This window comes from Pseudomonas sp. M30-35 (assembly GCF_002163625.1).
Classification (GTDB): domain Bacteria; phylum Pseudomonadota; class Gammaproteobacteria; order Pseudomonadales; family Pseudomonadaceae; genus Aquipseudomonas.
In genome coordinates this window covers 100,138-123,713 of sequence record NZ_CP020892.1, presented here as the reverse complement: position 1 = coordinate 123,713, position 23,576 = coordinate 100,138, and the positions used below count along the sequence as shown (strand labels likewise).

General features: G+C 54.9%; 22 protein-coding genes. 19 read left to right on the top strand and 3 right to left on the bottom strand.

The annotated features are described in order from the left end of the window. Positions 1 to 102: 102 nt before the first annotated feature. Genes prlC through B9K09_RS00545 form a run of 3 tightly spaced genes read left to right on the top strand, consistent with a single transcriptional unit; the run spans position 103 to position 3,200 of the window. Complete coding sequence (prlC, locus tag B9K09_RS00555) at positions 103 to 2,151, top strand: oligopeptidase A (protein ID WP_087514982.1); 2,049 nt, start codon at positions 103 to 105, stop codon at positions 2,149 to 2,151. Continuing rightward, on the top strand, positions 2,148 to 2,420 hold the full coding sequence (locus tag B9K09_RS00550; RefSeq protein WP_087514980.1) for a YheV family putative zinc ribbon protein: 273 nt from the start codon (positions 2,148 to 2,150) through the stop codon (positions 2,418 to 2,420). Before prlC ends, B9K09_RS00550 begins: the two co-directional genes overlap by 4 nt. A 6-nt stretch (positions 2,421 to 2,426) precedes the next feature. Next, the gene (locus B9K09_RS00545) at positions 2,427 to 3,200 is read left to right on the top strand and encodes a DUF3658 domain-containing protein (protein ID WP_087514978.1); all 774 of its coding nucleotides are present in this window, start codon (positions 2,427 to 2,429) and stop codon (positions 3,198 to 3,200) included. On the opposite strand, the gene B9K09_RS00540 is transcribed toward B9K09_RS00545, so the two are convergent. Next, a complete protein-coding gene (locus B9K09_RS00540) occupies positions 3,197 to 3,985 on the bottom strand; it encodes a helix-turn-helix transcriptional regulator (protein WP_087514976.1) in 789 nt (262 codons plus the stop codon). The two genes, B9K09_RS00545 and B9K09_RS00540, sit on opposite strands and share 4 nt — an antisense overlap. 82 nt (positions 3,986 to 4,067) lie before the next feature. On the opposite strand from B9K09_RS00540, the gene B9K09_RS00535 reads away from it, so the two are divergent. From B9K09_RS00535 to B9K09_RS00480, 12 genes are all read left to right on the top strand, one after another. Beyond that, entirely contained in the window at positions 4,068 to 5,072 is a 1,005-nt protein-coding gene (locus tag B9K09_RS00535) for a bile acid:sodium symporter family protein (RefSeq protein WP_087514974.1), read from the top strand. A 128-nt stretch (positions 5,073 to 5,200) separates the two neighbouring features. Next, entirely contained in the window at positions 5,201 to 6,259 is a 1,059-nt protein-coding gene (locus tag B9K09_RS00530; protein WP_087514971.1) for a PA0069 family radical SAM protein, read from the top strand. Between the two features lie 145 nt (positions 6,260 to 6,404). Then, positions 6,405 to 7,313: an AraC family transcriptional regulator gene (locus B9K09_RS00525; RefSeq protein ID WP_087514968.1), complete on the top strand. Its 909-nt coding sequence runs from the start codon at positions 6,405 to 6,407 to the stop codon at positions 7,311 to 7,313. 224 nt (positions 7,314 to 7,537) lie between these two features. Beyond that, positions 7,538 to 8,848, top strand: coding sequence for a sugar ABC transporter substrate-binding protein (locus B9K09_RS00520; RefSeq protein ID WP_087514966.1), 1,311 nt, complete (start codon positions 7,538 to 7,540; stop codon positions 8,846 to 8,848). Positions 8,849 to 8,930: 82 nt separating this feature from the next. Continuing rightward, positions 8,931 to 9,857: a carbohydrate ABC transporter permease gene (locus tag B9K09_RS00515; RefSeq protein WP_157699310.1), complete on the top strand. Its 927-nt coding sequence runs from the start codon at positions 8,931 to 8,933 to the stop codon at positions 9,855 to 9,857. 10 nt (positions 9,858 to 9,867) lie between these two features. Next, positions 9,868 to 10,701, top strand: coding sequence for a carbohydrate ABC transporter permease (locus tag B9K09_RS00510; RefSeq protein WP_087514965.1), 834 nt, complete (start codon positions 9,868 to 9,870; stop codon positions 10,699 to 10,701). Between the two features lie 15 nt (positions 10,702 to 10,716). Further along, positions 10,717 to 11,829 carry an ABC transporter ATP-binding protein gene (locus B9K09_RS00505; protein ID WP_087514963.1) on the top strand — a complete coding sequence of 371 codons (1,113 nt, stop codon included), beginning with the start codon at positions 10,717 to 10,719 and terminating at the stop codon, positions 11,827 to 11,829. 9 nt (positions 11,830 to 11,838) lie between these two features. Continuing rightward, positions 11,839 to 13,320, top strand: coding sequence for a mannitol dehydrogenase family protein (locus B9K09_RS00500; protein WP_087514961.1), 1,482 nt, complete (start codon positions 11,839 to 11,841; stop codon positions 13,318 to 13,320). A gap of 15 nt (positions 13,321 to 13,335) precedes the next feature. Further along, positions 13,336 to 14,289, top strand: coding sequence for a transaldolase (tal, locus tag B9K09_RS00495; protein ID WP_087514960.1), 954 nt, complete (start codon positions 13,336 to 13,338; stop codon positions 14,287 to 14,289). A gap of 37 nt (positions 14,290 to 14,326) precedes the next feature. Further along, positions 14,327 to 15,808, top strand: a complete 1,482-nt coding sequence (xylB, locus tag B9K09_RS00490) for a xylulokinase (protein WP_087514958.1) — start codon at positions 14,327 to 14,329, stop codon at positions 15,806 to 15,808. Between the two features lie 84 nt (positions 15,809 to 15,892). Then, entirely contained in the window at positions 15,893 to 16,834 is a 942-nt protein-coding gene (locus B9K09_RS00485; RefSeq protein WP_087514956.1) for a carbohydrate kinase, read from the top strand. A gap of 272 nt (positions 16,835 to 17,106) precedes the next feature. Then, a complete protein-coding gene (locus tag B9K09_RS00480) occupies positions 17,107 to 17,817 on the top strand; it encodes a carbonic anhydrase (protein ID WP_087514954.1) in 711 nt (236 codons plus the stop codon). 62 nt (positions 17,818 to 17,879) lie between these two features. Here the strand turns inward: B9K09_RS00480 and B9K09_RS00475 are convergent, their stop codons facing one another. Next, the gene (locus tag B9K09_RS00475) at positions 17,880 to 18,536 is read right to left on the bottom strand and encodes a hypothetical protein (protein ID WP_087514952.1); all 657 of its coding nucleotides are present in this window, start codon (positions 18,534 to 18,536) and stop codon (positions 17,880 to 17,882) included. A 533-nt stretch (positions 18,537 to 19,069) separates the two neighbouring features. Here B9K09_RS00475 and coxB point away from each other — a divergent pair. From coxB to B9K09_RS00455, 4 genes are read left to right on the top strand one after another with little or no spacing between them, the layout of a single operon-like run. Then, a complete protein-coding gene (gene coxB / locus B9K09_RS00470; protein WP_177408616.1) occupies positions 19,070 to 20,197 on the top strand; it encodes a cytochrome c oxidase subunit II in 1,128 nt (375 codons plus the stop codon). Between the two features lies 1 nt (position 20,198). After that, positions 20,199 to 21,788 (top strand): cytochrome c oxidase subunit I, encoded by a 1,590-nt coding sequence (gene ctaD, locus B9K09_RS00465; protein WP_087514949.1) that lies wholly within the window; start codon positions 20,199 to 20,201, stop codon positions 21,786 to 21,788. 9 nt (positions 21,789 to 21,797) lie between these two features. Further along, entirely contained in the window at positions 21,798 to 22,352 is a 555-nt protein-coding gene (locus B9K09_RS00460; protein WP_087514948.1) for a cytochrome c oxidase assembly protein, read from the top strand. A gap of 34 nt (positions 22,353 to 22,386) precedes the next feature. After that, complete coding sequence (locus tag B9K09_RS00455) at positions 22,387 to 23,274, top strand: cytochrome c oxidase subunit 3 (protein ID WP_087514946.1); 888 nt, start codon at positions 22,387 to 22,389, stop codon at positions 23,272 to 23,274. A gap of 41 nt (positions 23,275 to 23,315) precedes the next feature. Here the strand turns inward: B9K09_RS00455 and B9K09_RS00450 are convergent, their stop codons facing one another. Next, the gene (locus B9K09_RS00450) at positions 23,316 to 23,519 is read right to left on the bottom strand and encodes a twin transmembrane helix small protein (RefSeq protein ID WP_087514945.1); all 204 of its coding nucleotides are present in this window, start codon (positions 23,517 to 23,519) and stop codon (positions 23,316 to 23,318) included. Between the last annotated feature and the right edge of the window lie 57 nt (positions 23,520 to 23,576).

Below are 23,576 nucleotides of genomic sequence, written 5' to 3'. Positions count from 1 at the left end.
TAATTAAGATACTAAGCCTATGGGTTGTTAATTGGCCTGTGTGACCCAATAACTGAACCATCAGTTTTTTTAATTTTGCCTTCAAATGACAGGTGCCTGCCCGTGACCGCTAGCAATCCGCTGCTCCAGAACTTCGATCTGCCGCCTTATTCCAGCATTCGCCCTGAGCATGTTGAACCGGCGGTAGACACCATTCTTGCTGAGAATCGTGCTGCTATCGCCGAGTTGCTTGAGCAACATGCTGGCGCACCGAGCTGGGCCGGGCTGGTGCTGGCGCTTGATGAACTGAACGGGCGCCTTGAGCGTGCCTGGGGCCCAGTGAGCCACCTCAACGCAGTGCGCAACAACGCCGAATTACGTCAGGTGTACGAAGCCTGTTTGCCGAAACTGTCCGAATATTTCACCGAAATCGGCCAGAACCGCACGCTGTTCGAGGCCTACAAGGCGCTGTCCACCAGCGCTGAGTCGGCGGATTATGATGTCGCGCAAAAGACTATTTTGCAGCACGCTCTGCGTGATTTCCGTTTGTCTGGTATCGACCTCCCAGAAGCTGAGCAACAGCGCTATGGCGCGATTCAGATGAGGCTTTCCGAGCTGGCCAGCCACTTCTCCAACCAACTGCTCGATGCCACTCAGGCGTGGAGCAAGCACGTCACTGACGAAGCACAGCTGCAAGGCATCACTGACTCGGCCAAGCAGCAAATGGCGGCAGCAGCCAAAGCAAAGGACCTTGAAGGCTGGTTGATCACCCTAGAGTTCCCCAGCTACTACGCAGTGATGACCTATGCCGACAATCGCGCGCTGCGTGAAGAAGTCTATGCCGCCTACTGCACGCGTGCCTCGGATCAAGGCCCGAATGCCGGGCAAAATGACAACACCCCGGTGATGCAGGAGATTCTCGACCTGCGGCTAGAACTGGCCAAGTTGCTCGGTTTCGCTAACTACTCGGAGCTAAGCCTGTCGAGCAAGATGGCCGAGAACAATGAGCAAGTCCTGAGCTTCCTGCGCGACCTCGCGGTGCGCAGTAAACCCTTTGCTGCGCAGGACCTCAAAGAGCTGCAAGCCTTCGCCAGTGAGCAAGGCTGCAGCGACCTGCAAAGCTGGGACGCCGGTTACTACGGCGAAAAACTGCGCGAGCAGCGCTACAGCATCTCGCAAGAGATCCTGCGCCCTTACTTCCCGATCAATAAAGTACTGACTGGCTTGTTCGCTATCGTCGAAAAACTTTATGGGATTCAGATCAAGGAACTCAGTAGCTTCGATACTTGGCACTCCGATGTGCGCTTGTTCGAGATTAGCGAAAACGGCGAGCATGTCGGCCGCTTCTTCTTCGACCTGTATGCCCGCGCCAACAAACGTGGCGGTGCATGGATGGATGGCGCGCGTGATAAGCGCCGCAATATCGCTGGCGAGCTAATCAGCCCAGTGGCCAATCTGGTGTGCAACTTCACCCCAGCTGTAGGCGACAAGCCTGCGTTGCTGACCCACGATGAAGTCACGACCCTATTCCACGAATTTGGCCACGGTTTGCATCACATGCTCACTCAGGTTGAACACGCCGGTGCCTCGGGTATCAATGGCGTGGCGTGGGATGCGGTCGAGTTGCCGAGCCAGTTCATGGAAAACTGGTGCTGGGAGCCGGAAGGTCTGTCGCTGATTTCTGGCCACTACCAGACGGGAGAAGCCTTGCCGCAAGACCTGCTTAACAAGATGCTCGCAGCGAAGAACTTCCAGTCGGGCCTGATGATGGTGCGCCAACTGGAGTTCTCCCTGTTCGACTTCGAACTGCACGCCACCCACGGTGACGGTCGCAGCGTGCTGGAGGTGCTTGAAAGCATCCGCGCCGAAGTCTCGGTGATGCGTCCTCCGCAGTACAACCGCTTCCCGAATGGCTTTGCGCACATCTTCGCTGGCGGTTATGCCGCCGGTTACTACAGCTACAAGTGGGCGGAAGTATTGTCTGCCGATGCCTTCTCCAAATTCGAAGAAGAAGGCGTGTTCAACAGTGAAACAGGCCGTGCCTTCCGCGAGGCAATTCTAGCCCGTGGAGGCTCACAAGAACCGATGGTTCTGTTTGTTAATTTCCGTGGCCGTGAACCACGTATTGACGCGCTGTTGCGTCATCTTGGCCTGGGTCAGGAGGCAGCATGACTGACAGCAACACCCGCAAAAAACGCTTTATCGCCGGTGCCGTATGCCCGGCGTGCAGCGCCACAGACACGGTAAAAATGTGGGATGAAGATGGCGTGCCGCACCGTGAGTGCGTGGCCTGCGGCTTTACCGATTTGCTTAACGCACAGGGTCAGTCTGTACCCCGTGAGTTAGGCACGCGAGTCAACAAAGTCGCGGTCAAACCGGCTGAGGCAAAAGTGCAAACTGTGCAGTTTTTCCCTAATCCGAAGCTGAAAAAACCCGAGTAATCATTTATGTGGCACTTGGTGTGCGGTGATAACGCGGTGGAAGGCGTAACTCACATCATTGGCGCAGAGACTGCCAAGCAGTTTCTGCGAGTCATGCGTGATGACTTGGCCGTCGGCCCGCTGCTTGATGTCGACACTCCACCATGTCAATCACGCAGCGACTTCTGGCAACAGGTATGGCCCGCTTCCGTGCAGCCGCAACCTGATTTCGGACCGTCTCTAAGCGCCGATGCTCTGTGGCTCAACGGCTTGGCCAAACAACCGCACGCCGTAACCGTATGGGATGGCGACAGCGCATCGGAGCAACTGCTGCTTGCTCGAGTCGCGGCGGCACTGCAAGGCTCCAGTGTCGAGTTATGGCGCGTAGCCTGCGGTAGCGGCGACAGCCGTGTAGAAACCCGCAAAGCCGTGGCCATGCATTCACCACAAGCACTGGCAGCGTTACATCAACCCAAACTACTCAGAACCGCACAACGCCGGCAGTTGGCCGCGCAATGGCGCGCAGCTGTGGCTGAAAATGTGGACATTCGCCGCTGGCGTGACGGTGCGTTCCACGGTGAAAGCCATGAACATATCCGCCAGCGCTTGCTGCACTTCTGCACAGACCAGTGGCAACCACTGGGCCGGGTCATGGCCAGCGTCATGGCTGAGTGCAATGGTTTTTTCGCCACTGACTTCTTTCTCTGGTGGTGCGCACGTGAATTAGTCGCCAGCGGCGAACTGGTTTTCTCTGCTCCGTTAACGGCAGCTTATGACGAGCAAACTGTTAAACGCAGCTAACGGAAGAACTCGCCGGGCGTGGCGCCAAAGTGCTGCCTGAAGGCAGCAATAAACGCTGAAATCGAATCATAGCCGCAGGCCAACGCGACATCAGTCACCCGCTCACCCTGCTCCAACGGTGCCAACGCGCCAAGCAGGCGTAAACGTTGACGCCAAGCGCGAAAGGTCAACCCAGTATCCTGTAAAAACAAGCGACTCAAGGTGCGCTCTGACAGCTGCAGATGTTTGCTCCACTGCGCCAGCGTGGCATGTTGTTCAGGGTTTTCCTGCAAGCTCAGGCATAACGTCTGCAAGCGCTGATCATGTGGCATTGGCAGCACCAGATCCACCTCCGCTGCGACGCGCAATTGATCGAGCAGTACATTCGCCAAGCGCCCATCAGCACCCGCCTCGTCATACTCGACCGGCACATCACTGAATCGGTTGATCAACTCGCGCAGCAAGGGGCTAACCGCTAACACGCGACAGGTTTCAGGGGCCCAGGCAACTGCTGAACAGTCGATATACAGGCTGCGCATTTCCGTGTGCGACGAACTGGAAACCTGATGTTCCAACCCCGCAGGCAGCCAAACTGCGCGCTGAGGTGGCGCGACATACCGGGCGTTATCCGTCTGCACCTCAAGCACCCCGGCAATGGCGTATGACAACTGCACCCACGGGTGGCTATGACGAAACGTCAGCGCCCGATTCGGCAGCGACTCAACCCGGCCATACAACGGCCGGGGCAAGGCTTTCAGCTCGGGTAGCATGCGATGGACAATCGGTTTTTGTCTGTTTGGCGACATTCGCTGGCTCTTTGGCGTTAGCCGGAAAGTTACCAACAGAGTAGTGTTTGCCTCAACCTGCCTGCAAGTACGAGATTCGAACATGTCACTCAAGCGCTTCATGCCCGATAACTTCACCTGCGCTCTGATTGCGGTGGTTGCCATCGCCAGCCTGTTACCCGCTAGCGGTCAAACGGCTGTCGCCTTCGGCTGGATTACCAACCTGGCCATTGCCCTGTTGTTTTTCCTGCATGGCGCCAAGTTGTCACGTCAGGCAATCATTGCAGGCGCCGGTCACTGGCGCCTGCACCTTCTGGTGTTCGCCTGCACCTTCATCATGTTCCCGCTGCTGGGCTTGGCGCTCAAGCCTGTGCTCTCCCCTTTGGTAGGTAACGAGCTGTATTTGGGCATGCTCTATCTGTGCGCATTACCGGCCACCGTACAGTCAGCCATTGCTTTCACCTCGTTGGCACGCGGCAACATACCCGCAGCTATTTGCAGCGCTGCAGCATCGAGCCTATTCGGTATTTTCCTCACCCCATTGCTGGTCGCGTTGCTGATGAACGTACAAGGTGATGGTGGCTCAACAGTTGATGCAATCGGCAAGATTACCCTGCAATTGCTGGTGCCATTCGTTGCCGGTCAAATCGCCAGACGTTGGATAGGTGATTGGGTTGCACGCAATAAAAACTGGCTTAAATTCGTCGATCAAGGTTCGATTCTGCTGGTGGTTTACACCGCATTTGGCGAGGCGGTAATCGAAGGCTTGTGGCACCAGGTGCCGCTGGTTGAACTTGCCGGGCTGGTTTTTGCCTGCTGCGTATTACTCACATTCTCGTTGCTCGGTACGCACTTGCTGGGCAAATGGCTTGGCTTCAATCAGGAAGATCGCATCACCATCATTTTCTGCGGCTCGAAGAAAAGTTTAGCCACCGGCGTACCGATGGCTCAGGTGTTGTTTGCCGGCGGCACGATTGGCTTGTTGATTTTGCCGCTGATGATTTTTCACCAGATTCAACTCATGGTTTGCGCCGTTCTCGCGCAACGCTATGCGCGGCGCCCTGAGGTGACGGAAAGCCTTGAGGGCGAGCAACCGTTGATACGGTGAGCCGCAGCGACTGGAAAGCCATATGAACCACTGATCAGCGCAATATAAAGAGGCGTGGCTTGATTGTACTTTTAACTGTATAAACATACAGTAATTAATACAGTCTCTCCTTTGCATGGATCTTCGCGATGCCAGTCTCTCTACCTCCGCGCGGTCGTGGTACGGCCAGTAATCCGTTGAACCGCTATGCACCAACGCAGGTGATTGCCACTGATGACGGCTGGTTCCAGGAAGTACCGCCAACCGCTGCGACCGAAGTACGCCTTGAAACAGCCAAGAGCATTATTACCCGCAACCAGTCGCCAGACTTACCCTTCGACCGCTCGATAAATCCCTATCGCGGCTGTGAGCACGGCTGTATTTATTGCTACGCCAGACCCAGCCACGCGTATTGGGATATGTCACCCGGCATCGATTTTGAAACCAAATTAATCGCTAAAACCAATGCCGTTGCACTGCTCGAACAGCAACTGAGCAAACCGGGTTATAGCTGCGCGCCGATCAACCTGGGCGCCAACACCGACCCTTATCAGCCGATTGAGCGCCAGCATATGCTGACGCGCAAAATCCTCGAAGTGCTGCTGCGCTATCGTCACCCGGTGACCATTATCACCAAAGGCTCAATGATCCTGCGCGACCTGGACATCCTCACGGAACTGGCCAAACGGCGCCTGGTTAAAGTGATGATCAGCTTGACCACGCTGGACAACCAATTGAAGTGCATCCTCGAGCCCCGCGCAGCCTCACCTGCGGCGCGCTTGAGGGCCATAAGCGTCATGCGTGAACAGGGGATTGCGGTCGGTGTGTTGTGCTCACCGATGATTCCAATGATTAATGACATGGAGCTGGAAAGCCTGCTCGATAAAGCCAAGCAGGCGGGCGCGCAAAGCGCTTCCTACATGTTTGTACGCTTACCACGCGAAGTCGCGCCGCTGTTTGAGGAGTGGCTGCACGCACATTACCCGCAACGCGCCGAGCATGTGTTGAGTTTGATTCGGCAAAGCCGTGACGGCCAATTGTACGACAGCCGCTTTGGCCATCGCTTTCGTGGCGAAGGTGCATTTGCAGAGTTAATAGCCAAGCGCTTTGCGCTGGCCATAAAGCGCTTTGGATTGAACCAGCGAGACGATTTTAAGCTGGACTGTTCACAGTTTTGCCCTCCCGGTGGGCAATTGGCGCTGTTGTAGACAACTGCGAGCGATAGACGCGGTCATAGGTTGTAGCGCCAGACTGTGCTACAAAACCCATACCCCTGAAACACGAGTGCGTTAGCTATTGCTTCGCGAAGTTGCTCAGGACAGTGTTGGATAACTCGCAAATCGCCAAGCCCCTATGACTCGAATTGCCCGTGTAACAGACCCCTCGTATGAGTTAATGGACGACCATGGAGGCCACTCGCTGATTTACCGTCAGCATGGCTTTCCAAGCCCCTTGGTGCGCTGGCACTTCCATAAAGAGTTCGAGTTGCATCTGATTACCGCCAGTTCAGGCAAAGTATTTATTGGTGACTACATCGGTAACTTCGCACCCAATAGTTTATTTCTGACCGGCCCCAACCTGCCGCATAACTGGATCAGCCAACTCGACGAAGCAGACCAGCAGGTAACTGATCGCGACATGCTGGTGAACTTCACCCATGAAGTGCTCGGCAGCGGAACCAATGTTTTTTCTGAGCTGAAAACCCTGACGCCATTATTAGCCCGAGCTCAATTTGGCATTGAATTTCATCATCCACAGGTGATTGTTCAAGCCAAGCAACTGATGAGCGCAATTGCCCAATCGCAAGGCATCAAACGGCTCGGACACTTTTTGATCTTGCTTGAGCTGTTGGCTGAAACCGAGGATTACCAGTTGTTATCCGGGGTGACCTCCTCGCAACTGGCTGATGAAAGTCATGTCGACCGTATTAGCTTGGCGGTGGACTACATCTTCAGCCATTACGCACAGGAGCTGAGCCAAGACAGCGTGGCGGAAGTTCTGGGTATGACACCGACTTACTTCTCGCGCTTTTTTAAGCAGGCAACCGGGCGCGGCTTTGTTGAGTTTGTTAATCGTCTGCGGGTCAGTAAATCGTGCGAACTGCTGACGCGTAGCGACAAACCCATTACCGACGTGTGTTTTGAGTCTGGCTTTAACAACATCTCAAACTTCAACCGCCGTTTCCAGCAGCTCAAGGGCATGACGCCTTCGAACTACAGAAAGCTGGTTGTTCATCGCTTTTCAGAAGCAAACCTGTACTGATTTATACCCCACACAAACTGCGAAAGCAGCTAACCCCCCTTAATTTACTGGCCTACACGGGGTTCTCCTCGTTACTCAATTGTTTGGCCAGTGCAAAAAAGTATCAGTAATTGTGCAGACAAGGATTTGTTATGCCGCCCTTGCAGCGGTGTAATCGGAACGAGCACGACAAAAATAATAGCGATCTTCTGTGGCCAGGACGGGAGCAGAAGAGGAGTCAATAAATGAATAAGTTATCTCTGGCATTTGCTGCCACCGCCTGTTTCTCGCTGTCTGGTTTAAGCCAAGCGGCTGAAACACTGACGATTGCCACGGTCAACAACAGCGACATGATCCGCATGCAGCGTCTGGCAAAGACCTTCGAAGCTGAGCATCCCGACATCAAGCTGAAGTGGGTGGTGCTGGAAGAGAACGTTTTGCGTCAACGCCTGACCACTGACATCGCCACTCAGGGGGGTCAGTTCGACGTGTTGACCATCGGTATGTATGAGGCCTCATTGTGGGGAGCCAAAGGTTGGCTTGAACCCATGACCAACCTCAGCGCCGAATACGACATTGACGATGTATTCCCTTCGGTCCGTGAAGGCCTGTCCGTCAAAGGTCAGCTATACGCCTTGCCGTTTTACGCTGAAAGCTCAATCACCTATTACCGCACAGACCTGTTCAAAGACGCAGGCCTGGAAATGCCTGAGCACCCGACGTGGAGCCAAATGGCAGGTTTTGCGGCCAAGTTACATGCCCCGGATAAAGATCAATACGGTATCTGCCTACGCGGTAAAGCTGGTTGGGGTGAGAATATGGCGTTGATCAGTACCGTGGCCAACTCGTTTGGCGCGCGCTGGTTTGATCAAGATTGGAAGCCTGAATTCACCGGCAGCGAGTGGAAAAACGCACTGACTTTCTACGTCGATACCATGCAAAAATACGGCCCTCCCGGCGCATCAAGCAATGGTTTCAACGAGAACCTTGCGCTGTTCAACAGCGGCAAGTGCGCGATGTGGGTAGACGCTAGCGTGGCGGGCTCGTTTGTCACCGACAAGAGCCAGAGCAAAGTCGCCGATCATGTCGGCTTCACCTATGCGCCGATTGAAGCCACCAGCAAAGGTTCGTCTTGGTTGTACTCCTGGGCACTGGCAATCCCGACCAGCTCCAAAGAAAAAGACGCAGCTAAAACCTTCAGCATGTGGGCGACGTCCAAGGCCTATTCCGAACTGGTTGCGAAAACCGACGGTATTGCCAGCGTACCGCCAGGCACGCGTGCGTCAACTTACTCAGAGGCGTACATGGCAGCAGCACCCTTTGCCAAGGTCACGCTTGAGTCGTTGAAGTCGATTGACCCCAGCAAGCCAACACTTAAGCCGGTGCCTTATGTCGGCGTGCAGCTGGTGACCATTCCTGAGTTCCAGGCCATTGGCACTCAGGTCGGCAAACAGTTTGCCGCCGCACTGACTGGCGGCATGAGCGTCGAGCAGGCACTTCAAGCCGCGCAAACCGCGACTGAACGGCAAATGAAACGCGCGGGCTATCTGAAGTAACCCCCTCCTAGGCAGTACCTACTTCGGCGCTTGAACAGCGCCGGGTAGGGCTTTGTTCATCCTCCTCACTTTTGGAGTTGCCATGCCTACTTCGGCTCTCGACATGCCCCAGCAGCCTACAGAATCGAACGCCAAGAAACGCGGCTTCAAAGTGGGCTGGTTCTTGGTCAGCCCATCCGTACTGTTGCTGCTGCTTTGGATGATCGTGCCGCTGGCCATGACCATCTACTTTTCAACCATCCGCTACAACCTGCTGTATCCGGGCGAAGAAAGCTTTGTTGGGCTGGAGAACTTTGAATACTTTCTGACCGATCCAGGCTTCATGCCGGGGGCCTTGAACACCCTGACGCTGGTCGGCAGCGTATTGCTGATTAGCGTGGTGTTCGGCGTATTGATTTCAGCATTGCTTGAGGCGTGTGAATTCTGGGGCCGCGGCATCGTGCGGGTCATGTTGATTTCACCGTTCTTCATCATGCCAACGGTCAGCGCTCTGCTGTGGAAAAATCTGATTTTTCATCCGGTCTCGGGAATTCTTGCAGCAGTGTGGAAGTTCTTCGGTGCACAGCCGGTGGATTGGCTGGCGCAACACCCGCTGTTCTCAATCATCATGATTGTCTCGTGGCAATGGTTGCCGTTCGCGATATTGCTGCTGATGACCGCAATGCAGTCGCTGGACCAGGAACAGAAAGAAGCCGCACGTCTCGAAGGCGCGGGGCCAATTGCGATTTTCTGGCACCTGACGCTGCCGCACCTGGCGCGTCCGATTGCCGTGGTGGTGATGATTGAAACCATCTTCCTGCTGTCGATCTTCGCCGAAATCTTCACCACAACCAGCGGTGGTCCGGGCTTCGAATCGACCAACCTGGCTTACCTGATCTACAACCAAGCGCTGCTGCAATTTGATGTCGGAATGGCGTCGGCGGGCGGTTTGATTGCGGTTGTGATTGCCAACATTGCGGCGCTAGTGCTGATCAGACTGATCGGCAAAAGCCTCACAGACAAACAGTGAGGGCCTGACCATGCTGACTCTTAAACAAAAACGTAGCCTGCAAAGCTTCGTCGTTGGCTGCGCCGCTTGGGTGATTGCCGGACTGATCTTCTTCCCCATTTTCTGGATGGTGCTGACCAGCTTTAAAACTGAGCTCGCCGCGTTTGCGACGCCGCCACAATTTATTTTTACCCCAACGCTGGAAAATTACCTGCACATCAATGATCGCAGCGACTACTTCAGTTATGCCTGGAACTCGGTACTGATCTCGTTCACCGCCACCGTACTGTGCATGCTGATTGCAGTGCCTGCGGCGTACTCGATGGCCTTCTTCGAAACCAAGCGCACCAAGGGCACATTGCTGTGGATGCTGTCGACCAAGATGCTTCCGCCGGTAGGCGTCCTGATGCCGATTTATTTGATCTGCAAAAGCCTGGGCTTGCTTGATTCGCGCGTGGCGCTGATCGTGATCTACACCCTGATCAACCTGCCGATCGTGATCTGGATGGTTTACACCTACTTCAAGGATATCCCGGTCGACATCCTCGAAGCCGCACGTCTGGATGGCGCAACCACGCTGCAGGAAATCAGCCGTGTGTTGCTGCCAATTGCTCGAGGCGGGTTGGCCTCGACCATGCTGCTATCGCTGATTCTGTGCTGGAACGAGGCGTTCTGGTCACTCAATCTGACTTCATCCGCAGCCGCGCCCCTGACCGCGCTGGTCGCCTCCTATTCAAGCCCCGAGGGCCTGTTCTGGGCCAAGCTTTCAGCTGTTTCGACCCTAGCCTGTGCGCCGATTCTAATTCTTGGCTGGATCAGCCAGAAACAACTGGTACGTGGCCTGTCCTTCGGCGCCGTCAAATAACAAAAGGATTCTGTAATGGCTGATCTAAAAGTACGCAATCTGAAGAAAGAATTTGAAGGGTTCTCGATCATCAAGGGCATCGACCTGGATATTCATGATCGCGAGTTCGTAGTGTTTGTCGGGCCATCGGGTTGCGGTAAATCAACCCTGCTGCGCTTGATTGCCGGTCTGGAAGATGTCAGCAGCGGTAACCTGGAGCTGGACGGCAAGGACATCACCGAGGTTGCCCCGGCCAAGCGTGACCTGGCCATGGTGTTTCAGACTTACGCCTTGTACCCACATATGACCGTGCGCAAAAATCTGTCGTTTGGCCTCGACCTGTCAGGAGCGCCCAAGCAAGAAATTAAACAAAAGGTTGAAAGCGCTGCACGCATCCTCGAACTCGATCCATTGCTGGAGCGTAAGCCCAAGCAACTGTCAGGCGGGCAACGTCAACGGGTAGCCATTGGCCGGGCGATTGTGCGTAACCCGAAAATCTTTCTGTTCGACGAGCCCCTGTCCAACCTTGACGCGGCGCTGCGCGTGCAGATGCGTCTGGAGTTGGCGCGCCTGCATCAGGATCTGCAAGCAACAATGATCTACGTCACCCACGACCAGGTCGAAGCCATGACGCTGGCCACCAAAGTGGTGGTGCTGAACAGCGGACGCGTCGAACAAGTCGGCTCACCGCTTGAGCTTTATCACCATCCCGCCAATTTGTTTGTTGCTGGTTTCCTGGGCACACCGACCATGGGCTTTCTGCGCGCACGCGTGGCTCAGGCTACGGCCGGCACGTGCGAGGTCAAACTTGAAGCCGGTGCCAGCATAACCCTGCCGATAGTCACGCCACTTGCGCCCGGCAGTGAAGTGACGTTGGGGGTTCGCCCTGAACACATGAATATCGTGCCAGCTGGCGAAGGCATATTCAGCGTTACCGCCGATGTCAGCGAGCGCCTTGGGAGCGACACCTACTGCCACGTACGCAGCCAGTCAGGGGAAATGCTCACCGTGCGAGTACGCGGCGACTTTGCGCCTAAATTCGGTGAAACCCTGGATATTGGTTTCGATCCTGCGAACTGCCACCTGTTTGACGACAGCGGCAAGGCCGTCGACAAACGCATTCAATCAGCAGCGTCAGCGGCTTGCTAAGGAATTCCGATGAAACTCAACCGCCAGAATTTATCCAAGCTTGCAGCTGATATTGGCCAACCTAGCGAACACCCGTCAGATGTTGCTGAAGGCATTGTTCATATTGGTGTCGGCGGCTTTCACCGGGCGCATCAGGCTGTCTATACCGACGCGCTGATTAACCAGGGCGAAGCCGCTGAGTGGGGAATCTGTGGTGTGGGTTTACGCGCGGAAGACCGCGCAATGCGCGACGCGCTGGCCGAACAAGACCATTTATATACCTTGGTGCAACTGGCGGATGAACCCGGTGCCGAGGTCCGCGTAATAGGCTCGATCCGCAACATGCTATTGGCTGAAGACTCAGCGCAGGCGTTGATCGACAAGCTCAGTGAGGCACAGGTAAAAATTGTCTCGCTGACCATTACCGAAGGCGGCTATTGCATGGATGACAGCACGGGTGAGTTTATGGCCACCCTGCCGCAGATCCAGCATGATCTCGCGCACCCGCAGTCACCGCGCAGCGTGTTTGGTTTTCTCTGCGCAGCGCTGGCCCAACGCCGTGCCGCGAACATTCCGGCGTTCACCTTAATGTCGTGCGATAACCTGCCACATAACGGCGCGGTTACGCGCAAGGCATTGCTCAGCTTTGCACACCTGCTGAACCACGAACTGGCTAACTGGATTGAAACTAACGTCAGCTTCCCCAACGCCATGGTTGATCGCATCACTCCGATGACCAAGAACAGCCATCGCCAGGAACTTGCCGAAAAGTACGGCGTTGAAGATGCCTGGCCCGTGGTCTGCGAACCCTTTGTGCAATGGGTGCTGGAAGACAAGTTCTGCAACGGTCGCCCCACGTGGGAAAAAGTCGGCGTGCAGTTCACCGACGACGTCACGCCCTATGAAGACATGAAGATCAAGCTGCTTAACGGCAGCCATCTGGCGCTGACCTATCTGGGTTTTCTCAAAGGCTACCGCTTCGTTCACCAAACCATGAACGACGAGTTGATGCGTGGCTACATCCGACGCTTTATGGATGTCGATGTGACGCCGCAATTGGCGCCGGTGCCAGGGATTGATTTAAGTGTTTACAAAGACACCTTGATTGAGCGCTTTTCCAATCAGGCAATTGCTGATCAGCTTGAGCGTGTGTGTTCGGATGGCTCGTCAAAATTCGCTAAATTTATCGTACCGACGCTCAACCAGTTAATCGCCGAGGGCCAGCCGCTGGACTCTGCCGCGCTGGTCGTTGCGGCGTGGGCGCTGTACCTCAAAGAGGTTGATGAGCAAGGGGAGCAATACACCATCATCGACCCGCGTGCAGATTATTGCCGCACGCTAGTCAGCGACGATGCGCAACTGACTGCGCGGGTTTTAGGCGCAGAAAGCATTTTCGGCCCAGAACTGGCGGCCTCGCCTGCATTTGTTCAGGCCTTTGAACGCAACCTTCATCGCCTGCGCACGTTGGGTGTAACCGGCACCTTGCAAGCACTGCTTGCGGACTCTCACTAGACGAGGCGCAACCTTATGCCAAGCATGCTCGAACAACTCAAGCGGCACAGCACTGTAGTTGCCGATACCGGCGATATAGAAGCAATAAAACGGTTCCAGCCAGCTGACGCGACCACCAATCCGTCAATCATTCTCAAGGCACTGCAGTCCGGGCATTACTCAGAGCAACTCGCTGCCGCCCTGAATTGGGCCCGCGAAAATGCCACGCCCGCAGAAATCGTCAACACTGCGTGTGATCGACTGACCGTACTGATGGGCCTGGAAATCCTCAAGCAAGTGCCGGGCAAAGTCTCGACCGAAGTGCCGGCATCGCTGTCGTTTGATACTTGCGCGACGGTCGAAAGTGGCAGCAATTTATTTGCTCAATACCGCGAGCTAGGGATTAGCGCTGAGCGTATCCTGATCAAAGTCGCAGCCACATGGGAAGGTATTCAAGCAGCGCGCGTGCTTGAGTCGAAAGGCATTCACTGCAACTTGACGCTGGTGTTTAACCAAGCGCAAGCACGCGCCTGCGCCGAAGCCGGGGTGTATTTGATTTCCCCCTTCGTGGGGCGAATTCTCGACTGGCATGTTAAAGCCGCGGGGCACAATAACTTCAACGCCGAGAACGATCCCGGCGTACTTTCGGTGCGCGATATCTATCGCTACTTCAAGCAACACAGCTACCCAACCGTGGTTATGGCTGCAAGCTTTCGCAACATCGGCGAAGTGCTGGCGCTTAGCGGTTGTGACCGCCTGACTATCAGCCCTGCCCTGCTCGAACAACTGGCTCAGCAAGAGGCTCAGGTCAACGCCGTAATGGCTGACGATCATCCGCGCCTGCCGCGTCCAAGTGTCCTCACCGAAGAGCAATTTCGCTGGGCATTGAATCAAGACGCCATGACCACCGAGAAACTTGCCGAAGGCATACGCCAGTTCCATGCCGACCATCTCAAACTAGCAGCGCTGGTCACCCAGGCATTGCACTGAGCATGTTCAGGCTGCTGTAAGCGCTATAGAGGCACGTATGTATTTAGGTATCGACTGCGGGACACAGGGCACTAAAGCACTGATCCTCAACCCTGAAACTGGCGAGGTTCTGGGCCAAGGCAGTGCTTCACACCAGTTGATCAGTGGCGCCAATGGCCGTCGCGAGCAACATGTCGATCAATGGCTTACAGCCCTGGAGCAGGCTACACAAGCAGCTTTGCAGCAAGCAGGTATCAGCGGCCAAATGGTCATAGGCATGGCGGTTTCCGGCCAGCAACATGGCCTGGTATTGCTTGATAAACAGGGGCATGTACTGCGCCCGGCCAAGCTCTGGTGCGACACCGAGTCGACCGCAGAAAACCAGCAACTGCTTGACGATTTAGGTGGCGAAAAAGGCTCCATCGAGCGCCTCGGCGTGGCGATTGCGCCGGGTTATACCGTGTCCAAATTACTTTGGACGCAACGCAATCACCCCGATCTGTTTGCCCAGATTGCTCACATTCTGTTGCCGCACGATTATCTCAACTATTGGCTGACTGGACGCTGCTGCAGTGAGTACGGTGATGCCTCTGGGACCGGTTACTTCAACATTCGCACTCGTACATGGGACACCGAACTGCTGGAGCATATAGATCCGACCGGGCGCTTGATCAAGGCATTGCCTGAGTTGATCGGCTCCGACCAGCCTGTCGGCACCTTGCGTACAGAGGTCGCCGAACGCTTGCGCCTAAACCCTGATGTCATCGTTGCCAGTGGTGGTGGCGACAATATGATGGGTGCAATCGGCACCGGCAATATCCGCCCTGGGGCGATCACCATGAGCCTCGGAACCTCGGGCACCTTGTATGCCTATGGCGATCAGCCAGTGATTAGCGCACACCCACAAGTAGCGGCCTTTTGTTCGTCATCTGGAGGCTGGCTACCGCTGATTTGCACGATGAATCTAACCAGCGCCAGCGGCCTGATTCAGCAACTGCTGGAACTCAAACTGGATGACTTTGCCAACCTGGTGAATGCTGCTCCAATCGGCGCAGAAGGCTTGCTGATGATGCCGTTTTTCAACGGCGAACGTGTGCCTGCGTTACCCCATGCAACAGCGAGCCTCAGCGGCATGACCAGTGAAAACCTCAATCGCGCCAACCTCTGCCGCGCAGTGGTCGAGGGCACATTATTCAGCCTACGCTATGGCCTTGATCTGTTGCGTGACAGCGGCATTCAGAGCCGCGATATCCGTTTGATTGGCGGCGCGGCGAAAAGCCCAATGTGGCGGCAGGCCGTAGCCGATATCATGGCAACACCATTGGTATGCCCTGAACACACTGAAGCGGCAGCGCTCGGCGCGGCGATTCAGGCAGCCTGGTGCGTGGCCCAATTAGGCGGCAAAGCTGTTTCACTGGAACAGCTATGCAATGCCTGCGTACGCCTTGATGATCACACCCGCACAGTCCCTGATCCACAACGCAGTACGCAGTATGAATATGTCTATCACCGCTATCGTGAACAGCTAAAGAGTGCCTGAACGGTTTCTCAGTAAACATTTTTAACTTGGCTGCTTGGTCGCAACAGTGCAATGACTGAGCGCTATATCTGCGTGGAGCAGCTCATGTATCTGGTGTGTGGCGAAGCTTTATTCGATTTTTTTAGTGTCGAGCCCAGCCCGCGCAATAGCGAGGTTGAGTTCAAGGCAGTGGCTGGCGGCTCCCCCTTCAATGTGGCGATTGGTTTGCGCCGTTTAGGTGTTGAGTCGGCACTGTTCACCGGTATTTCGACGGACTACTTTGGCCTGCGCTTGCGTCGTGTACTGGCTGAAGAAGGTGTTACCGCTGACTATCTGGTCGGCTCCGATGCACCCACTACCTTGGCCATGGTTGGGCTTAACCAGCACGGCTCACCGCAATACTCTTTTCGCGGCGAAGGTTGTGCGGACCGCCAATTACACTGCGAAGATATACCGCAGCTTGATGCACACGTACGCGGCATTCACATCGGCTCATACTCGCTGGTGGTGAAACCGGTGGCGGATACGCTGCTTGAGTTGGTCAAGGCACAGCACCAGCAGCGCTTGATCAGCTACGACCCCAATGTGCGGCTTAATCCACAACCGGATATTGCCCTGTGGCGCCGGAGTGTCGAAACCTTCGTTAACTACGCACACATGATCAAAGTCAGCGATGAAGACCTTGCGTTGCTCTACCCAGAACAAGACCCTCAAGCACTGGCGAACAGTTGGCTAAGTGAACGCTGCCAACTGGTTTTCTTGACTCGTGGCCAACAGGGCGCAAGCGTATTCAGTCATCAGCACGGTCACTGGGACGTACCGGCAGCACCTGTTATCACCCGTGACACGGTAGGCGCCGGTGATACATTTCAGGCCGCGCTGCTCGCTTACCTGCAGCGCAATGATCTGGACTCACCCGTTGGACTGGCCACGATCAGCCGCGAACAAATCAACGCGATGCTCAAACTGGCCGTAGGCGCGGCGGCCATTACCTGCTCGCGTACCGGCCCTGATTTACCTTTCTGGGCCGAAGTCAAAGGCCTATAAATCGTGTGCCCTGCCGCCTTCAACAGCCCAGCTAAATGACGTTACAAAAAGCATTTTTGCTGATGCAACAGATCGGTAAACTCGGCGGTCAGAACCTAGACTTCGCAGCCACCACCTTTGCTTGCCGGGGCCATTGCTAGGCTTCGGTACGGTATCGGTAGTTGTGACTTGTAGACTTTATTGGCTGTCCAGTACTTGCCTGAAAAAACGGCGCAAGAGCAATCTGAGCCGACAGGCGTCGATATCCCCATGGCTTTCTTGAGGTTTGCAGCATGGATAAAAAGCAAGTAGACACCCCAGTAACAGAGAGTGCTGATGAGGCGTTGCAGCACATTGTTGATGGCTTCCGACGCTTTCGTAAGGAAGTTTTTCCTCAGCAAGAAGAACTGTTCAAGAAGCTTGCGCATGAGCAAACTCCACGCGCCATGTTTATCACCTGTGCCGACTCGCGCATCGTTCCGGAACTGATCACTCAAACCAACCCGGGTGATTTGTTCGTCACGCGTAACGTTGGCAACGTGGTACCGCCTTATGGGCAGATGATGGGCGGTGTTTCAACAGCGATCGAGTTCGCAGTCATGGCGCTCAACGTGCATCACATCATTATTTGTGGTCACTCTGACTGCGGCGCAATGAAAGCGGTACTTAACCCGGAGTCACTGGAGCGCATGCCAACGGTCAAAGCCTGGCTGCGTCACTCTGAGGTCGCGAAAACGGTGGTCGCGGAAAATTGCGGCTGCGTTGATCACACAACGCTAGGCGTACTGACCAAAGAAAACGTACTGGCGCAACTCGATCACTTGCGCACGCATCCTTCAGTCGCGGCGAAAATTGCCAGTGGCCAGCTATTTGTACATGGTTGGGTCTACGATATCGAGACCAGCGAAATCGTCGCTTATGATGCCGAACTGGGCGAATTCCGCTCAATCGATGAAGGTCCGGTGCCGCTGGCTACGCCACGGGCACGCTACCGCCACGACTAAGCAACGACAGTTGCTTCACCTGAACGGCGATAATCGTTATTAAAACGATTATCGCCGACGTTTTATTGGGTAACCCGCTGCCCATCCAGCACCAACTCAACGCCCAGCTGCTCCGAAAAGCACGGCCAACGCTTCCATGCTGCGTCGGTTTTCGGTGCACTCAAGCGCTCGCGATAAGCCACCACCGAGCCTTGCTTGAAGCTGTCTTGATTGAGCATCCCAAGCACGGTGCGATGCACCGCTTCATCCAATTGATTGGCAAACGACTCGCCAATCAATTGGTGAGCAATCAAGTTAGCAATAGTGGTATCTAACGGAATCAGCGGTTGGCCGAGGTGAGCGATATACAGGTCGTTAACTTCCATAACCAACCGGTGCGCCAAATAGGCCTCATCAAGCAGACCATCAAGGCCGTCATGCCCCGACATTAGCTCAGGTGGTTGCAGGAAGAATTGCTCAGCGACCTTGAGCACTGGTTTGATTCGATCTTCTATACCCGCCTCACGAGCGACCTCAGTCGCCGCGTCGATGACCTGAGGCACTTCTTCTATATAAGCCGTCACAAAGCCAATAAGCACCGCTAAAGGGTTGGCTTCAGGTAAGCGGATCGAGGGGTGGATATCTTTAAGTTTCGTCTCCAACTGAGCGGCCAGTTGGCCGGTGTTCGCCTCATGTTTTAGCGCTTTGTTGATAAGTTCGCGTATAGCAGCGGTGTTCATGGCAGCTCCTTCTAACGAGGGCCTTAGTACTTAAGTGGCAGCGTGCAAGCCAATAATTAATTATCTGGCACAGCAATCAACTGCCCGTGGGTAGTCACTCCATAGACAAGGGTGGATCTTAACGATTACAGATGCTTCGACATTCGCCGATTCCCGGGACAAACAGCCCCCTGCAACCCTAGTTGCTGTCCGCTTAACTCTAAGACGCGATTGTCATAACTTTAAAAACTTCTATACCAGCCGGCTATAACGATTGCCTAACAGCATTTGCAAAGCCCCGCCGTCCGTGGGGTTTAGGACGAGCCTTGCGAAGTATCAACCATTTCAGCTTTCACATTGCGGGCTGCTAGTCGCCGACTATACTCCAGAGCGATAGGCACTGCTTTGATGGAACCGGACGGGCTTCGGCACGGAGAGGGTTTGACAGTTGTTGCCACAGACTCAGGCCGTTCACACGCGCCAGGGCTTGGTAGTTGATCCCTTTGCCGCAGGCTACGCCGGCGGGATAACAAGAACCATAAGGGGAACCCGCAATGTCGCGACATCCACGTGTTTGGATGGGCCTGCTGCTGTGGTTGGCGTTCAGTACCGCTGAGGCGAGCTGGACTGTCAACATGACACCAGGAGCTACTGAGGTAAGCCGCACTGTCTTCGACCTGCATATGACCATTTTCTGGATCTGCGTAGTCATCGGCGTAATAGTATTTGGCGCGATGTTCTGGTCGATGTTTATTCACCGACGCTCGACCGGCCAGGTACCCGCCAACTTCCATGAAAGCACCACGGTCGAGATTCTCTGGACCATCGTGCCTTTAATCATCCTGGTGTTGATGGCCATTCCCGCAACCAAGACCCTGATTGATATCTACGACACCTCTGAATCAGACGTTGATATCCAGATCACCGGCTATCAGTGGAAATGGCAATACAAGTATCTCGGTCAGGATGTTGAGTTCTTCAGCAACTTGGCTACCCCCGCCGAACAAATCAGCAACCGGGCTGAAAAAGGCGAACATTACCTGCTTGAGGTCGACCAGCCATTGGTTGTCCCTGTGGGTCAAAAAATCCGCTTCCTGATTACCTCCGCCGACGTTATCCACGCGTGGTGGGTGCCTGCGCTGGCGGTGAAAAAGGACGCTATTCCCGGCTTCATCAACGAATCATGGACACGCATTGATGAGCCAGGAATCTACCGCGGCCAGTGCGCTGAACTGTGCGGCAAGGACCACGGCTTTATGCCGATCGTGGTTGAAGCCAAGTCGCAGCCTGACTACGACGCGTGGCTGGCTGAAAAGAAAGCCGAAACGGCAAAACTCAAAGAGCTGACCGAGAAAGACTGGACGCTTGAAGAGTTGGTCGCACGCGGCGACAAGGTTTACCACACCGCATGCGTCTCATGTCACCAAGCGGAAGGCCAAGGTTTACCGCCTATGTTCCCGGCGCTGGATGGCTCGGAAATCGCCACGGGGCCAAAAGAGGATCACCTCGATATTGTCTTCCATGGCAAGCCAGGCACCTCAATGGCAGCCTTCGGCAAACAACTTTCTGAAGTCGATATCGCGGCGGTAGTCACCTACGAGCGTAATGCTTGGGGTAACAAGGTAGGCGATATGGTCACCCCCAAAGAAGTGCTAGAGCTCAAGCAAGCCGAGGAGCAATGACATGAGTGCAGTGATCGACCACGGTCATGCAGGACATGACCATCACCACGGCCCAGCTAAAGGCCTGATGCGTTGGGTGTTGACCACCAACCACAAAGATATTGGCACCATGTACCTGTGGTTCAGCTTCGCCATGTTCCTGCTTGGCGGCAGCTTTGCCATGGTTATTCGTGCTGAGTTGTTTCAACCCGGACTGCAAATCGTGCAGCCGGAATTCTTTAACCAAATGACTACCATGCACGGCCTGATCATGGTCTTCGGTGCAGTAATGCCTGCATTTGTCGGGCTGGCCAACTGGATGGTGCCACTGATGATCGGCGCGCCAGACATGGCCCTGCCGCGCATGAACAACTTCAGCTTCTGGTTGCTGCCTGCAGCCTTTGCTTTATTGATCAGTACGTTGTTTATGCCGGGCGGCGGGCCGAACTTCGGCTGGACCTTTTATGCCCCGCTGTCGACAACCTACGCACCTGAAAGCGTGACGTTTTTCATCTTCGCCATTCACTTGATGGGGGTTAGCTCAATCATGGGCGCGATCAACGTGATTGCGACCATCCTTAACCTGCGTGCCCCCGGCATGACATTGATGAAAATGCCGCTGTTTGTCTGGACATGGCTAATCACCGCCTTCCTGCTGATCGCGGTAATGCCAGTGTTGGCGGGTGTCGTAACCATGATGTTGATGGATATTCACTTCGGCACCAGCTTCTTCAGTGCGGCCGGTGGTGGTGATCCGGTGCTGTTCCAGCATGTGTTCTGGTTCTTCGGTCACCCTGAGGTGTACATCATGATTCTGCCGGCGTTTGGCGCCGTCAGCGCAATCATTCCAGCCTTCGCGCGTAAGCCATTATTTGGCTACACCTCGATGGTGTACGCGACAGCCTCGATTGCCTTCTTGTCGTTTATCGTCTGGGCGCACCACATGTTCACCGTGGGTATCCCGCTCACCGGTGAGTTGTTCTTTATGTATGCCACCCTGATGATTGCCGTGCCCACCGGGGTCAAGGTGTTCAACTGGGCGAGCACCATGTGGCAAGGCTCAATGACCTTCGAGACGCCGATGCTGTTCGCTGTAGCGTTCGTCATCCTGTTCACCATCGGTGGTTTCTCCGGTCTGATGTTGGCGATTGCACCCGCTGACTTCCAGTACCACGACACCTACTTTGTAGTGGCGCACTTCCACTATGTACTGGTACCCGGCGCGATCTTCGGCATCTTCGCCTCAGCCTACTACTGGCTGCCGAAGTGGACTGGGCACATGTACGACGAAACCCTCGGCAAACTGCATTTCTGGATGAGCTTCATCGGCATGAACATGGCGTTCTTCCCGATGCACTTCGTCGGTCTTGCTGGCATGCCAAGACGGATTCCGGACTACAACCTGATGTTCGCCAACTTCAACATGGTGTCCTCGATTGGGGCATTCATGTTCGGCGCCACACAGCTATTGTTCCTGTTCATCGTCATCAAGTGCATTCGCGGCGGCAAACCTGCGCCAGCCAAGCCTTGGGATGGAGCTGATGGCCTGGAGTGGACGATTCCTTCGCCTGCGCCTTACCACACCTTCTCCACGCCACCTGAAGTTAAATAAGGAGTTCGCATGAGCAGCCCAATGCCCAACCGCCGTCTTGTGCTACGCCTATTAGGCGTGGTGGTGGGCATGTTTGCTTTTGGCTTTGCACTGGTGCCGATTTACGACGTGATGTGCCAAGCGTTCGGCATTAATGGCAAAATCAGCGGCTCAGCTTTTGAAGGTGCTCAAGTTGAAAACAACGAACGTCAGGTGCGGGTGCAGTTTCTGGCCACCAACAACGTCGACATGCCTTGGAAATTCAAACCGATGGCGGATGACATTGTGGTGCACCCGGGCGCAACCAACCAGATGGTGTTTGTGGCCAGTAACCCAACCGATAAACCGATGACGGCTCAAGCAATTCCAAGCGTTGCACCGTCCAAGGCTGCTGCCTATTTTCATAAAACCGAGTGCTTCTGTTTCACCCAGCAAATCCTCCAGCCCGGCGAACAAATTGAAATGCCGGTGCGATTTATCGTTGATAAAGATCTACCCGCCGACGTGCATCACCTGACGCTGGCGTACACCTTGTTTGATGTCACTGCCCGCATCCCACCGGTCGCGCAGGTTAGTCATAAGTAATGAGCGTAGTTTCGCCTTAATAAGGAGAACAAAGATGGCGTCTCACGAAACGTATTACGTACCGTCACAAAGCAAGTGGCCAATCATTGCCACCTTTGGCATGCTGATCAGCGTTTACGGGGTTGGCACCTGGTTCAATGACATGTCTGCCGAGCGCCCCGATTCGCATGGCCCACTGATTTTCTTTATTGGCGGCTTGTTTCTCGCCTACATGCTGTTTGGCTGGTTCGGCAGCGTGATCAAAGAAAGTCACGAAGGGCTCTACAGCCCACAGATGGACCGCTCGTTTCGCTGGGGCATGAGTTGGTTTATCTTTTCCGAGGTGATGTTCTTTGCCGCATTCTTCGGCGCACTGTTCTATGTTCGCCACCTTGCCGGACCTTGGCTCGGCGGTGAAGGTGCTAAAGGCGTTGCCAATATGCTGTGGCCGAACTTCCAGTTCACTTGGCCACTGCTGAACACGCCCGATCCAAAACTGTTTCCGCCTGCAAGCGGTGTGATTGACCCTTGGCACCTGCCATTGATCAACACCATCTTGCTGGTCAGTTCCAGTTTCACCGTGACCTTCGCTCACCATGCCTTGAAAAAAGACAAGCGCGGCGCACTCAAAGCCTGGCTTGCACTCACCGTGGTGCTCGGTGTGCTCTTCCTGTTTTTACAAGCCTACGAATACTACGAAGCCTACAACGACCTGGGCCTGACTCTGGGTTCAGGGATCTATGGAGCAACATTTTTTATGCTCACAGGCTTCCACGGTGCGCACGTCACCATGGGCGCACTGATCCTGTTCGTGATGTTGATGCGCGTGATGAAGGGGCACTTCAACCCGGAGAAACACTTCGGGTTTGAAGCAGCCAGCTGGTACTGGCACTTCGTGGATGTGGTCTGGCTTGGCTTGTTTATCTTCGTCTACGTGCTCTGACGAAGAGCCGGGGACTTACTTTTTGAAGGTTCAGGAAGGGATCACCAAGTGACATGACTGACCAACTGACCGCTGTAAAAACCCCAAGCGATAAGCGCTACGGTTGCAGCGGTCAAACCAACTCGGACGGTCAGCGAGTTGACCACTCGCGAGCCATGGCCTTCATCTTTAACCAAAAAGAACAGGCCACTGAACAAGCTGACCAGGGTCGCAAGCAGTAGCAGGATGATCGCGGCTTTAAGCATGCGTGACTCCTTAGATGGCTCCGGGGGGAGTGAAATGCACTCAACAAACAGTATAGC